General features: G+C 50.0%; 12 protein-coding genes. 8 read left to right on the top strand and 4 right to left on the bottom strand.

Going from position 1 to position 14081, the window contains the following annotated elements:
* The 3 genes from BN3912_RS00560 to BN3912_RS00550 all read right to left on the bottom strand — a co-directional run bounded on the left by BN3912_RS00560 (position 1) and on the right by BN3912_RS00550 (position 4827).
* The gene (locus tag BN3912_RS00560) at positions 1–1632 is read right to left on the bottom strand and encodes a DUF6029 family protein (protein ID WP_023984376.1); all 1632 of its coding nucleotides are present in this window, start codon (positions 1630–1632) and stop codon (positions 1–3) included.
* 12 nt (positions 1633–1644) lie between these two features.
* Positions 1645–2136 carry a TlpA family protein disulfide reductase gene (locus BN3912_RS00555; RefSeq protein ID WP_004368043.1) on the bottom strand — a complete coding sequence of 164 codons (492 nt, stop codon included), beginning with the start codon at positions 2134–2136 and terminating at the stop codon, positions 1645–1647.
* A 240-nt stretch (positions 2137–2376) separates the two neighbouring features.
* The gene (locus BN3912_RS00550; RefSeq protein ID WP_023984375.1) at positions 2377–4827 is read right to left on the bottom strand and encodes a C10 family peptidase; all 2451 of its coding nucleotides are present in this window, start codon (positions 4825–4827) and stop codon (positions 2377–2379) included.
* Positions 4828–5346: 519 nt separating this feature from the next.
* Here BN3912_RS00550 and BN3912_RS00545 point away from each other — a divergent pair.
* The 6 genes from BN3912_RS00545 to BN3912_RS00520 all read left to right on the top strand — a co-directional run bounded on the left by BN3912_RS00545 (position 5347) and on the right by BN3912_RS00520 (position 11501).
* Complete coding sequence (locus tag BN3912_RS00545) at positions 5347–6462, top strand: acyltransferase (RefSeq protein ID WP_004368036.1); 1116 nt, start codon at positions 5347–5349, stop codon at positions 6460–6462.
* Between the two features lie 3 nt (positions 6463–6465).
* Positions 6466–6807 (top strand): MGMT family protein, encoded by a 342-nt coding sequence (locus BN3912_RS00540; RefSeq protein WP_004368033.1) that lies wholly within the window; start codon positions 6466–6468, stop codon positions 6805–6807.
* A gap of 93 nt (positions 6808–6900) precedes the next feature.
* Positions 6901–7854: a DUF362 domain-containing protein gene (locus BN3912_RS00535; protein WP_004368031.1), complete on the top strand. Its 954-nt coding sequence runs from the start codon at positions 6901–6903 to the stop codon at positions 7852–7854.
* Positions 7851–9716, top strand: coding sequence for a TonB-dependent receptor (locus tag BN3912_RS00530; RefSeq protein WP_004368030.1), 1866 nt, complete (start codon positions 7851–7853; stop codon positions 9714–9716). The genes BN3912_RS00535 and BN3912_RS00530 overlap by 4 nt, the downstream gene beginning before the upstream one ends.
* 538 nt (positions 9717–10254) lie before the next feature.
* Positions 10255–10824 carry a sigma-70 family RNA polymerase sigma factor gene (locus tag BN3912_RS00525; protein ID WP_230204604.1) on the top strand — a complete coding sequence of 190 codons (570 nt, stop codon included), beginning with the start codon at positions 10255–10257 and terminating at the stop codon, positions 10822–10824.
* The gene (locus BN3912_RS00520) at positions 10821–11501 is read left to right on the top strand and encodes a DUF4974 domain-containing protein (protein WP_064972242.1); all 681 of its coding nucleotides are present in this window, start codon (positions 10821–10823) and stop codon (positions 11499–11501) included. The genes BN3912_RS00525 and BN3912_RS00520 overlap by 4 nt, the downstream gene beginning before the upstream one ends.
* A gap of 270 nt (positions 11502–11771) precedes the next feature.
* Here BN3912_RS00520 and BN3912_RS12365 read toward each other — a convergent pair whose 3' ends face one another.
* Positions 11772–12065 (bottom strand): hypothetical protein, encoded by a 294-nt coding sequence (locus BN3912_RS12365; protein ID WP_230204602.1) that lies wholly within the window; start codon positions 12063–12065, stop codon positions 11772–11774.
* Positions 12066–12159: 94 nt separating this feature from the next.
* Here BN3912_RS12365 and BN3912_RS12360 point away from each other — a divergent pair, with 94 nt between their 5' ends.
* Together BN3912_RS12360 and BN3912_RS12355 are read left to right on the top strand one after the other, a co-directional pair.
* Positions 12160–13272, top strand: a complete 1113-nt coding sequence (locus tag BN3912_RS12360) for a TonB-dependent receptor (RefSeq protein ID WP_230204600.1) — start codon at positions 12160–12162, stop codon at positions 13270–13272.
* Positions 13273–13329: 57 nt separating this feature from the next.
* Positions 13330–14076 (top strand): outer membrane beta-barrel protein, encoded by a 747-nt coding sequence (locus tag BN3912_RS12355; RefSeq protein WP_064972240.1) that lies wholly within the window; start codon positions 13330–13332, stop codon positions 14074–14076.
* The last annotated feature ends 5 nt before the right edge of the window (positions 14077–14081 follow it).

Below are 14081 nucleotides of genomic sequence, written 5' to 3'. Positions count from 1 at the left end.
TCAGAAATTATAGTTATACGATACTGTTACGCCCTTACTTGCCGGAATGTAACGGCACACACCGCCCGAACAGTTGTAACCGGCACGCGTTCTGCCGTAGCCGAATTGCAGGCGATGAGCGCCTCGAAGGTAGGTAACGAAACCTTGGTAATAATGAATATCGGTTTTGCCGCTGTTGTACATATCGGACAGGGTGAACATCCAACAGGGTGCAAGCGACACTTCAACCAGCCCGAAAAGCCATTCGCCGTCGTCGTCTCTGGTAGATAAGTACTGTGCCTCGGCCCTGAGCGTGGCCTTGGGAGCAAGTCTATACTTCACGTCGGCCACGAATATGTTCGACCGAACCATACCTCCTTCGCCCTCTACGGCCGTTTTGTTGTAGCGTTGGTTCATGTACATCAGGTTCAGCTTTACGGTCTTTGTGAGCCGTTTCTCCATCTGAACGTCGATGTCTTGATAGTATGTGTCTGCTCCCCAGCCCCAGAAAGCCGATCCGTAGCCATCGGTACCCTTGCCGCCCACGTTGTCTTGGCGGATCGAATGCACGTGCGAGAAGTTCAACTTCACATCTGTTCCGTAGCTGCCCCCAAGGGCTGTGTGCTTCGGAAACCTGTAACCGAGGGCACACTGATAAGCCCATTCGCCGTCAGGTCGCGTGGCATATGGGTACAGAGCGGCCAAAGCATAGGTGTGTTCGGGCGTAAAAGCGGGCAAATGGTTTATGAACGACGACGTTCCCGACATGCTGCGCCGGCTGCGGAACGACATGTTGACGCTCCTTTTTGCCTGCAACAGCAAGCTCATACCCCGTTTGGAATACGAACCGGAGAGCATTGTAACGTAGCCGTTACGGTAAACAAAGCCGTTATCGAACGACGGGTCTTGGGTTTTGAAGGCATATTCAGCGAGGATATTCAGTCCGCCATGCTGCACTCGGGCTCGTATGTCGAAGGCATTGACATAGTGCGGAAGGCGCAAACGATGCGTGGCATCTGCCATTATATCCTCGTCCTGCTCGTGCTTGTTTACATAAGAAACGCCCACGGTAATATAGGTTTGCCCCTCTCGGAGGGCACTGCTCCACTCGTCCAAGTTCAGTTCAACGTCGGCACCCGATACGAGTGCGCGGTTATAAGACCAGTAACGACGCTGCTTACCGGCAAGCATTTTAAGATTAACCCCCTTGAACGGGCAGTATAGAAGTCGACCTCCGAGCAACGAATTGTCTATGCCGAGGCTTCGTTCCTCATATGTACGAAGGATAAACCCCGAGCCGAATTGCTCGTAAAAGCTGCCCAAAGTGAGTTCGGCGGTCTTGTAACGCCCTTTAAGATAGAAGTATGGCACGCCCCAACCCTTGAAGTCGTTCTCATATCCGGGCAGCGGATGCTCCGTATACTGAAACCTCAAGCCTGCATCTACATACTTGCTCGTGGCATTGACATCGGCATAAGTATTGGTAAGCAAGTCGCCCGAGGTCTTTCGCGCGCCCGTTTTCTCGTCGTTCTGCGGCAGAAGAACATCGCTCTGCACACTGCCCGAAACCCTTATACGGTCTTTATCGTCTTGTGCTGAGGCCGCTGCAGCGACAACGATCGCCACGGAAAAAAGGAATAAACATCTCTTCATTCTGCAATACAGTTACCGGCCGGCAGCCTCTTTTACCTTTTCGAACAACTCCGTTTCGGCCCCATCGGCGTATCCGTTGTGCTTATAAACGATGTTGCCTTTACCGTCGAGCACCAGCACATAGGGTATCATCTGTACGCCGAGCGATCGTTTAAAGTCGCCGTTTGTATCGAGCAACACCTCGTAAGTCCACCCGTATTCGTCTACCATGGGCTTTACTTTGTTCACATTCTGTGCCTGATCTATCGATACAGCTACGAGCCGTACGCCCGTTTCCTGCTGCCAATCGTCGTAAACCTCATGAATTGCGTTCAATTCACGGTTGCAAGGTTTGCACCATGTGGCAAAGAAAGAAACGATAACGGGCCGCCCATTGTTAGACAGAGTGTCTGTCTGCACGCTCTTGCCATCGGTGTTTTTCAACGTAACCTTAGGCAATCGGGCCTGTGCATGGAGCGCCGACGCCAATAAAACGGTTAACGCAAGTAATACAAATCTTCTCATTTACTGTTTTGTTTATTGTTTTTAAGGAGTAAAATTATCGGGAGCAAAGGCGTTAGGCTGATAATTCTCAAGTTATACAACTAAGGGCTCAATTTCTTAACGGCTTAACTTTTTTGCTCCCGATAACTATCCTATCCCTTTCACTCTTGATTGCTTAACAGATTATTTTTTATTCCTGTCTGCGACAGAGGGGCCTTCTAAACGCATTACATAGGCACCCTAACGAACATATACGGCATGTCAACGGATAACAGTCTTCTTGCCATCGATAATATAAAGGCCCTTGGGCAAACGATCTACGGGCTGGTCGATACGCATGCCTTGCAGGTTATAAACAATTGTCTTTGCTTTCTTGGGCACGGTGATATCGTCGATAGCCGTGGTACCGCCCTGCTTTACGACAGACAACTGCCTGCGCCGGCTGTGGTTGTTCCACACATCAATGCGCTTGCCGTTTACTTCTATCTCTACATAAACCTCGTAATTATGCCCCTCTTTGAGCTTCGAAAGATCGAAATAAACCACGGTTTTCGGTATGTCATTGCCTGTATTCAAAGGGAACCATACGTTATCTGCACTGCCGGCCTCTACGGATGAGCCGTCTGCAAGGTCTTGCAACCGATAATAGAGCTTCCCGTTGTAACCGGAAGAGCCTGCGTTTGCAATTGTTTCAGCAGCCACGGCAAAGCTAAAGGCATCGGGAGTATCGATGTCGAACACTTGTTTGAACGTTACAGATTCACCTATACGATAATACAATTGTTTAATGCTGACGAGGCTGTTTGTGGGTTGCGAAAGCACTTCTATCTGGAATTGCCGGTCGTTCTCTATATCAATATTGAGTGTCTGCCCCTGTATATCTTGGTATTCTACATAGAAAGAAAGGTAATATTTACCTGCAGGAAGCGAAGTAAACGCATTATCTTTCATATACGAAGTGGGCAAAGAGACGAGCCATTCGGTGGTTCCAAGTTTCTCGGCCACCACGTTTTTACCCCCTATAACGGCCGTGTAAGTCTCCGATTTGTCGATACGTTTGAAACAAACATGCAGTTTACCCCTAATTTCAAGTGCAGTCGGATTGTTTACATGCAGCATAACAGAGCCCGATGTACTTATGTTTTCGTATAAAGGAGTAAGCACTTCGGGTTGTTTAACCATGCTGAGAGCGGGCCGCCCGTTATTTCCACCGACCACGATCTCATCTTGCGTGAGTACCACCCTCACCGCATACCGCTCGTCTATGGGTTGCCAATCGACATAAACGTCAGGCTTTTTCAGGAGTTCTCTGCCCATCGGAACAATATTATACTCACCGTTATCCAGCTCAGTCAGGTCAATATCCCAATCCGAAATGCTTATCAATTGCGAATAGCCGGTCAACTCTCTATCGGCATTAGGGCTGGGTATTACCTTTAACTGTTTTCCCTTGCTGTCATAAATGCCCAATCCCACGTTGCCGGTAAATAGGTTTGTTTGGCGTTCGGCCAATCCCTTAACGCACACATTATGCAGGTTAGCGGTAAGATGTTCATTACGTTTTACTGTTGTTCTATCGAAATAGAGCCGCCCGTTGCCGTATAAAGCCAACTTGTTCGAAGTGTGTTCGAAGCGTTCATGCATGCTATTATTGGGATGCATGAGTATTGCTTCTTGCATAATCCAATACAATCCGTCGCTTCCACCGTCGCCCACTTGGGCAAGACTGATGGTATTAACGTCGAAATACCCATCATAATATCCGTTCCAACCGAAGTTGCAATGCAGATAACCATTCTCATCATAACCGTCAAACACCCATGCATGGCTTCCTCCGGATGCTAAAACGGGGTAACCTTTAGCCAATTCATTCATGATAGACTGCCTGTATTCTCCCGCCGGAAGCGTATTCTTTTGCAGATAGCTTACAGAATAATCGAAACTATCCCTAACGGCATATGCGGCGTTCGATACATAAGCACCGCTGCCGGATAGGCTATACGTCATGCCTACATAGTGCCCGATGTCTCGCATTAATGTAGCAACAGCCGAAACACTCATATCGTTTTCGGCCTGATAATAAGTGCGTTTCATCTCGCTCCACAGATAGTTTTCTTGCAGTTGGGCCAACTCCTGTTTAACAACGGGATGCGACTTAGGACGCCTGAGAGGCCAATTATGATAATACATAACCTGCGCAATGGCCGTTGCAACACAACCTGTAAGTGTATGACTCCCGCCGTCTTTCGGTGTATAAAGGGCATACGGACCGCGTTGCCCCCAACGGGTTCGTATCAATGGTGCTACCTTTGCATAGGCAAGAGGCTGCTGTTTGGCAGGTTGTATCTTACCGCTACGCACGGCATCCACGACCTGCGTATAAGACGACAGCAGTGCCTGCAGCTGTTCGGGCATCTCTCTGCCGGTTACAGAGGCATGGTCTCCGTAGCCTACAACTTCATTCAATCGGTCTTCGCCCGACACTACAACAAAGCCATTGCCATCGGCATTGTTGAACAGATAGTAGGCCGGCGGCTCGTTTCCTGCCGATCCTCTTGTAAAATATCGCTTTTGCTGCAGCTTCGGATGTGCAAGATACTTCGCCGCAATGCGCTTTGCATCGTCTTTATCAATGGGGTTTGCCCACAACGAAACGGTTGCCGCACAGCACAGTATGAGCAACATGTTTCTACAATAGTAGCATTTCTTCATATTTTGATTTGTCTTTAGCGATTCAGAAACAGGTAATGTTCATTATCCGAACCGTGAGATAATTACCGTAAGCCGATATTTCCAAAATCGGCAACTGCCTGTCATAAACTTAACATATAAAATAAACAACGTATTTTAATGGCGCACAAAGGTACGTATAAAAAACGGAATATCAAAGGAAAACATTCCTCTTTTTACCATAATACCTTAAATTACAGCCGTCTGTACACTGCAAATTATTGTAGTATTATTCGTGTTTTTCGATATTACACCATATCTTTGTAGAAAATATACGGCACCTTGGAAACTTCAAACAGGCTTGACTACGCTTGGTTTGCACTGTTTTTAATCAGTAAAAAGTAAAATAACATAAAGGAAAAACGATGAATACGACATCGATTTACAGGGAATTTATGAGAATGAGAATATACAAAGAGTCTGGCTTGAAGTATCATCCCTGCTATCGAAAGAAAATGATTACTATGCATAAACATACATACAACATTCATAATTAAACCGATGAAAACAAAAAAAGAAAGAATTGTATTTGTGGATTACATACGGGTGATAGCCTGTTTCATGGTAATGCTCGTCCACTCAAGCGAGAACTTTTATGCGGCAGATGCCTCGGGATTGGCCGGTAACGTATCTATGTTGGCCAACGAGGCTAACCGCTTTTGGGCGGCATTCTACGATGGTGGTGTGGCTCGCACGTGCGTTCCGCTATTCATGGTAGTATCTGCATTTCTGCTGGTGCCCATGAGGCAAGGCGTCAGCATGGCCGCCTTCTACCGACACCGTTTCATGCGGATACTGCCGCCACTGGTGTTTTTCATGCTTGCTTATACCTTCTTGCCCCTGCTGTGGGGCGGTATGACATGGGAACAATCCATAAGCGACCTTGCTCGACTGCCGTTCAACTTTCCTTCTATGGCCGGCCATCTGTGGTTCATGTATCCTCTAATCAGTCTTTATCTCATCATTCCCGTAGTTTCTCCGTGGCTCGAACGCGCTTCGGCCAAAGACGAACGCATCTTCATCGCACTATTCGCTTTCTCTACACTGGTGCCGTGGCTCCATCGATTCGTCAGTAAAGAGTTATGGGGCGAATGCTTTTGGAACCAATTTTCTATGCTTTGGTATTGCTCGGGCTACTTAGGTTACTTGGTATTGGCACACTATATTCGCGTTCATCTGCAGTGGGAACGCCGCAAGCGCCTGCTCATAGGCACAATATGCTTCGTGCTTGGCGCTGCATTCACGGCATGGTCGTTCTGGATAATGGGCACTCCGGGGCGACTTATCGAAACTCCTATGCTGGAATGGTCGTGGGAATTCTGCACGCCGAACGTGCTCTGTGCCACTTTCGGAGCCTTCCTACTCTTCACATGCATAAGAAGTAAGCACGCTCCGCGGCTCGTCACCGGCATTTCGAAGCTCACTTACGGCATGTATCTCGTGCACCTGATGTTCCTTGCCCCTATTGCCGCCGTGTTTGTAAACGGCAATCCGGCGCGCCCGATCATCCCTGTATATGCGGCCATCCCCGTAATTGCCGTGCTTACATACCTGTGCAGTATGCTTACTATTAAACTGCTGTCGTATTTGCCCGGTAGCAAGTGGATCGTTGGATAACGTATGAAACTCGATCTCGAGACCTTTCGACAGGACGTTTACAGCGTGGTGGCGGCCGTTCCGCGCGGCAAACTAATTACTTACGGACAGATTGCGATGCTCGTAGGTCGTCCGCAGAACGCCCGTTTGGCGGGCCATGTGCTACATCAGGCGCCCTACTCGCAACACTTGCCCTGCCACCGTGTGGTCAACAGCAGTGGGCGTTGTGCCCCGCATTGGGCCGAACAGCGGCTTTTACTCGAGGCAGAAGGCGTGACATTCAAACCTAACGGCTGTGCCGACATGCGCAAACATCAGTGGCGGTTTATGGAGATAGGGACCGAAGATATGGTGCATAAACCGTAATATGTATAATTAAATAGGTAAAAATGGTGATGGATTGCAGCCGTTTTTACCTATTTTTGCATCTGTAGAATTATTAATTAAAACCAACAGAAAATGAAAAGAATACTGTTTATGGCGTGGGCTATTGCCATCGGTGCATGCGCCTTCGCACAATCAAAAGTCTACATGACGCGCGAAATCACACCGAAATCGCTCGTTAAAATCTACGACGCACTGGGCGTAAAAGCCCATGGACGCGTGGCAGTCAAAATAAGTACGGGCGAAGGAACCAATCCCAACTATCTGAAACCGGAACTCATACAGCAACTGGTAGATAAAGTGCATGGCACTATCGTTGAGTGCTGTACCGCATACCCGGGCGACCGGAACACGCCGGAGAGCCACCGTAAGGTAATTCATAACCACGGTTTCGACAAATTGTTCAAGGTTGATCTGCTCGATGACGGCGGAGATATGCGTATTCCGGTGCGCGACAGTTCGCACATCAAGTACGACATTGTGGGGGCGCACCTTGCCAATTACGATTTTATGATAAACCTTGCGCACTTCAAGGGGCACCCCATGGGAGGCTTCGGTGGTGCAATCAAGAACCAAAGCATAGGCGTTGCATCGCCCAATGGCAAGGCTTATATTCACTCGGGTGGTAAAATCGAGACGCCTGAAGGGCTGTGGCAGAACATCGCCGAGCAGGACGTATTCCTCGAAAGCATGGCTGCCGCCGCACAAGCAGTGAGCGACTATTTCGACAAGGGCAAGAACATTATCTACATCAACGTAATGATGAACATGAGCGTAGACTGCGACTGCGTGGCACATCCCGAACCTGTGAAACTGAAAGACTACGGCATTCTGGCCTCTACCGATCCCGTAGCGCTCGATCAGGCATGCGTAGATATCGTGAATAAGATGGTTGCTACGCCCGATAACGATAACAAACCGCTCGTAGAACGCATCGACTCACGCCACGGAACCCACACTATCGACTGGGGCGAACACATCGGACTGGGTACCAAGAACTACCGCATTATCGACATAGACAAGCGATGAACCTGCGCCACATCCTCGCGGCAACGGTGCTGATACCTGCTGCCGTGCTCGCACAAAACGATACCTTGAGCCACCAACTCGACAATGTAGTAGTAACAGGCACGCGCAACGCTGTAAGTATCCGCCATCTGCCGACAACGGTGAGTGTGGTGGATAGAGTCGCGCTAACGGCCGCTTATCGTCCGTCGATGCTGCCCACGCTGTCGGAAGAGGTGCCCGGTCTTTTCGTTACCTCGCGTGGCATCATGGGTTATGGTGTGAGCGATGGCGCAGCAGGAGGCATATCTGTGCGCGGTATGAGTAGCAGTCAGGGGCGTTTCTTGGTGCTTATCGACGGTCAGCCGCAGTATATGGGCCTCTTCGGGCATGCCATTGCCGACGCTTACCAAACCATGTTGGCCGAACGCGTGGAAGTGTTGCGCGGGCCGGCATCCGTGCTTTACGGCTCTAATGCTATGGGTGGAGTGATGAACATCATTACCCGAAAGATGCCAACCGACGGCATGAGCACCGAAATAAATATAGGTGCGGGCTCTTACGGCACACTGCAAAGCGGGTTGAGCAATCGCATCCGTGCGGGTAGGTTTGCCTCAGCACTCGCTTTGCGCTACGACCGAACCGACGGGCACCGCCCGCACATGGGTTTCGAGCAGTATGGCGGCTACCTTAAACTGGGCTATCGACTTGCCGCGCACTGGCAGGCCACGGCCGACGCCAACATCACTCATTTCAACGCTTCGTACGCAGGAGCCGTGCAGTCTCCCCTGCTCGATGCCCGCCAATGGATAACCCGCGGGGCTTTGTCGGCCCATGTGGAGAACCGTTATGCCGTCACTTCGGGCGCCGTGAGCCTGTACTATAACTTCGGGAGGCACAAGATAAACGACGGACATGCACCTTCTGCCGCGCCCAGAACGCAATATTTCCGCTCTAACGACCTTATGATGGGCCTCTCGATTTATCAAACTACGTCTCTCTTTGCCGGCAATTGGCTCACCATCGGGGGCGATTATCGGCGTTACGGGGGCAAAGCGTGGAACCAAAACATAGCTACCGGAGCCGACGGCACGCCCATCGTCGACCGTACACAGAACGATTTCGCCGGCTACATCGACTTGCGACAGCCGCTATGGGCATGGCTCACGCTCGATGCAGGTCTGCGCATAGACCATTTGGAGCATGTGGGAACGGAGTTCATTCCGCAGGGTGGCGTGGCCATACATCTGCCCCACGGCACCGAGATCAAGGCCATAGTGAGCAAAGGTTACCGCAATCCCACGCTTAGAGAGCTTTACATGTGGCGACCGGCCAATGCCGAACTGCAAACGGAACGGGCGATGAATTACGAAATAAGCTACCGACAACGGTTGCCCGAGAGCAATCTGTCGTACGGGCTCAACCTATTCGTGCTTCGTGGAAGTAACATCATTCAAACCGTTATGGGGCCGAGCGGACCACAAAACATCAACACCGGGCGCATCAGCAACCGCGGACTGGAAGCCGATATCAGCTATCGGCCCTCGGCGGCATGGCATTTCACGGCCAACTACAGCGCCCTCCACATGGCCAATCACCTCATTGCGGCACCCGAACACAAGCTCTTCGGCGGCGCAAAATATACCGGACACCGATGGAAGATAGACACCGGCGTGCAATACGTTGCCGGATTGTTTACGCAATTGGCGCCGAGCGAGGTGCGCGAGAGCTTCGTTTTGTGGAACCTGACGGCCACTTATCAACTGCAAAAGCATGTAGATGTATGGCTCAAAGGCGAGAATCTGCTGGCCCAACGCTACGAGATAAACCACGGATATCCCATGCCTAAGACCACTTTCATGGCGGGCGTGAACGTGAGTTTGTAATATTTTCGTTGAAAATGAAATAAAAGAAAAAAACTTTAAAATAAAGTATTTGTCTTTTATTAACTTATATCAGGTGTAAGAAAAACAATTTTTTCCTTTCTTACACCTATTTTCTAACAGCCGTATACCTATCATCTATCCATAATAGAGCATAGCGAAAAAGAACATATACTGCTGTTGTACGAAAGACTACCTTATCATAATAAGGCCTGCAATATTAGTTCTGACAGAACGATGCCGTCATGCCGTCATCTCTGAGATAACCATATAACAATGATTGACAGCAAATTATAAAGACATTAACAAATGACAGGAAAAACATATTTTCCTGTTTTTATACTATTATCCGGTTTCTATTTCTTTCGAAAACACGCTTACCGGTCAGCATTTCAGAGGCATTCGTCTCATTTTGTTCTTATTCCTTGGCTGTATTCTGAATTATTGTCTTAACTTTATACGGAAATTGCGCACGGCGTACCACTCAACGTGAAATAAAAAATAGGTATTAAATAAGGGAGGTTTTAGGTACGAAGGGGTGATGATTTCAACACATTGTTTGTATTACTTTAAAAAACCTATGCACCACAAGGAGAAACTCTTTGCCCTTATGTTCAAACGTCATTACGACGCAATGTACCGCTTTGCATTCTCTTTCCTACGAGACTATGAGGAGAGCAGAGACGTTGTAAGCGAGGTTTTTGCAAGGCTGTGGGACGAGGGAACGGCGCTAAAGAAGGAAACGCAGCACGCATTTCTGCTCTCATGTGTACGAAACAGGTGTCTCAACCTGATCGCACGGAAGGGAAGGGACGAGAAACTAAGGAAGCTGTATCCAATGCAGCTGTCGAACGTCGTCGGGCCGGATGACGAGGAAGACAGGCGCATCGAAGAGCTTCTAAATGCCATAGACCATGACCTAACACCGCAGGCAGGGAGAATACTGAGAATGCGTTACGGAGAAGGACAAAGCTACCGTGAGATCGCAGAGGCGCTAGGAATAAGCGTTTCGACTGTAAACAAGCACGTCGTTCAGGCACTAAAGGAGCTGAGGGCAAAATTCTCAGGCCACCGAAGAGGCCACCGCGACAACAACAAGACCATACAATGAATAAGAAACCAATCCACCATATTATGGAAGATAACACAAGACTCGAACGGCTACTGCAGCTTATCGAACGGCCGGAAGACTTCCCTGAAAGCATCAAGGACGAGCTTCTCGAAGACGATGAGTGCAGGGAACTTTACGAAAAGCTCTGCGAGGTACGACGTGCCATGGCAGCAGAGCAAGTGAATAAGGAAGACCACACGCCCGATGCCATGAGGGAATGGCGACGTTTCAGACGAGCGCATGTGACGCACCGGCGCAGTGCATGGAGAGTGGCGGTGGGGTCCGTCGCCTCTCTGGCCGTGGTATCGGTGCTGGCTTTCGCCATGCTTCATCCCAAAGGGAAGGACAATGACGCACATGACGGCGGGGGAAGGCCGGAACAGGATGTACGTACAGCCTGCAACGCCACACCCGACGACACGGCGGGAACGGCACTGCGCACGGCCATGACTCGCCCAAGACCGTACATATACGACGACGAAACGCTCGAGAACATACTCGGAGACGTGGCTTCGGTATATCATGTCGGAGTGAGATACGCACGGCCGGAGCTAAGGGCAATAAGGCTTTATCTCAGATGGAACAGCGGACAGACGATCGAAGAGGTGGTGGCTCTGTTCAATCATTTCGAGAACATACGCCTTTCTCTCACCGGGGATACAATCGTAGTGGAGTGACACAACGGGGGTAGCACTTGAAAAACAAAGGCAGACAATGAAAAAGTTAGCACTCATCCTGTACATCATTCTGAGTTCAATAACGGCACATCCGCAGCGAGTAAGCCACGTCTTCAGGGGAGAATCGCTCGCAGAAGTGCTCAAAACATTAGACCGAGAGTCAGACGAATACCGCATCAGCTTCATATTCGACGAACTGGAAGACTTCGTGGTAACAACCTCTTTCAAGAACAAGACCATTCCCGCAGCCATTCGAGACGCGGTGGGATTTTATCCCATACGGATCATTACCGACGACAGCGGGAGCAACATTTTCGTGGAATGCACACAGAAAGGAGGGAAGAGGCTCATCGGAAGGATCGTAGACCAGTACGCACAGCCCGTAATATACGCAAACATTGCGCTGCTCAATCCCGAGGATTCAACCCTCGTAACCGGAGGGGTGAGCAACGAGAGCGGAGACTTCGTAATACCGACAAGCAGATCGCAAGTACTCATGAGGGTGAGCTGCGTGGGATACAGGACGCTGTACCATCCCGCAGAAGTGGGAGCCGTAGGGACCATAAGGATGCGCACAAGCACGGTACCCGTGAGAAACGTGACCGTAAAGGCCCACAGGCCCGCATACAGAATAGGAAAGGAAGGACTCGTGGCAGGGGTGCAGGGAACGAATCTGAGTCATGCAGGGACGGCCGAGGATGTGCTGGGAATGCTGCCGGACATCACCGCTGAGGACGGACACATCGCTGTGTTCGGAAGGGCGGGAAGACCGGTGATATACATCAACAACAAGAAGGTGCTCAACAGGGACGAGCTCACGCTGCTCAAGTCGGAAGAGATTGCCAACGTGGAGGTGATTGCCAGCCCCGAAACACACTACGGAGCGGCGGTGACGGCGGGCATCAGAATCAGGACGGGAAGGAAGAAGGGGGAGGGGTGGAGCGGTGCTTTCGAGACCGAAGCACGCATGGGAAGATTCGGAAGCGGGAACGCGAATGCAAGCATGAACTACAGAACGGGAGGACTGGACGTGTCGGGAAGCATGACATGCTCGATGCTGCACCGCAGGCAGGAGCAGGACACGTACTGGGACATAAGGGGGATCGTTGAGAAAAACTCGATGCTCTGCTACGACGACAGAACATCGAAATTAGGCGGGAGGTTCCGTGTAAACTATGAATTTTGCAGCGCACACTCTGCCGGAATTACCTGCCACGTACGACGCATGCACTCCATAGGACAGGGAAACAGCAGAATAAAGGGAAGGCAGGAGGGAGGTACAGCCGAAAAATACATCAACAGAATGTCGATAGACCGAAAGGGAAAGACCATGCCCACGATATGCATGTACTACAACGGGACTGTGGGAAGGATAAACATAGACCTCGACGCAGACTTCGTGTATGCGCGCAACAGGATCGGAAACGGGGCACACGTGGAGAAAAAACAAGGAGTGTATGAGGTAAACTCGCTGAACAACAACTGCACAAGGATGTTCGCTATCAAAAGCGTGATGGCATATTCATGTTATAAGGGAAAGGCAAGCGTGGGATTAGAGCATGTAAGAACGATAAGAAGAAGCATTTTCACCGGTAGCGGGGGAATTGAGGCCATTTCAGACGACGAGATAAGAGAGAACACATCGGCCATGTTTGCTGAATACGACCTCACTGCGGGAGATTTCTCGGCAGCGGCGGGGATAAGATATGAGCATACGGGGGCGCAGTACTACCGCTTCGGGGGGTTCAGCCACGAGCAGAGCACCAGATAAACAGGATGGTTTTCGGCGCTGTCGGCGAGATATTCCAAAGGAAAAACTTCGTGCCGCATGGGATACACTACGGGAACGCAGAGACCGGCATACGAAAACCTCACGGGAAACAGGCTGTACGAAGACGAGCATATCTACGAGGGAGGAAACCCGCTGCTGCGATTCTCGAAGATACACACGCTCTCGCTGGAGGCACAGCACGGGGGTATCACAATGCTGTGCACATATGCCGACGTGCACAACGACGTGGCATGGGTTGACCAGATATACGGAGGAAAGGCAATACTGTACACACCTGTGAACATTCAAAGAAGAAGGAACCTGCACATCATGTTGACATATTCGGAGAGAATAGGAAGATGGCATCCAAGATACAGCGCAGGAATGAGCAGGCAGATATTCGACCTTTCACAAGAAGGTATTACAGCACGGCTCAACAAGCCATACTGGACGTTCAAGTTCTCAAACACGTTCTACCTCCCCGGAGGAATACATGCGGCACTCAGATACGACTGCACAACGGCCGGAAACGAAATCACCACATACAACAGGGCAAGGCACGAACTCTCCTTGACAATGCACAAAACATTCCTCGCAGACAGACTCAGCGTGCGGCTCAAGGCTGCAGACATGTTCAAGACGTACAGAAACAGCGCAATATACAAAGGGGCTTACATGACCGTAGACCGCAAGGCGTACATGGACACGAGATGCATAAGCCTTACGCTATCATACCGTTTCAATACCACTGACAGTAAGTACAAAGGAACTGGAGCAGGAGCAAGCGAAAAAGGAAGAATGTAGAAAAA

This window comes from Prevotella phocaeensis (assembly GCF_900065875.1).
GTDB lineage: Bacteria > Bacteroidota > Bacteroidia > Bacteroidales > Bacteroidaceae > Prevotella > Prevotella phocaeensis.
Note: the sequence above shows the minus strand (reverse complement) of the source record. Positions and strands in the feature narration are given on the sequence as shown.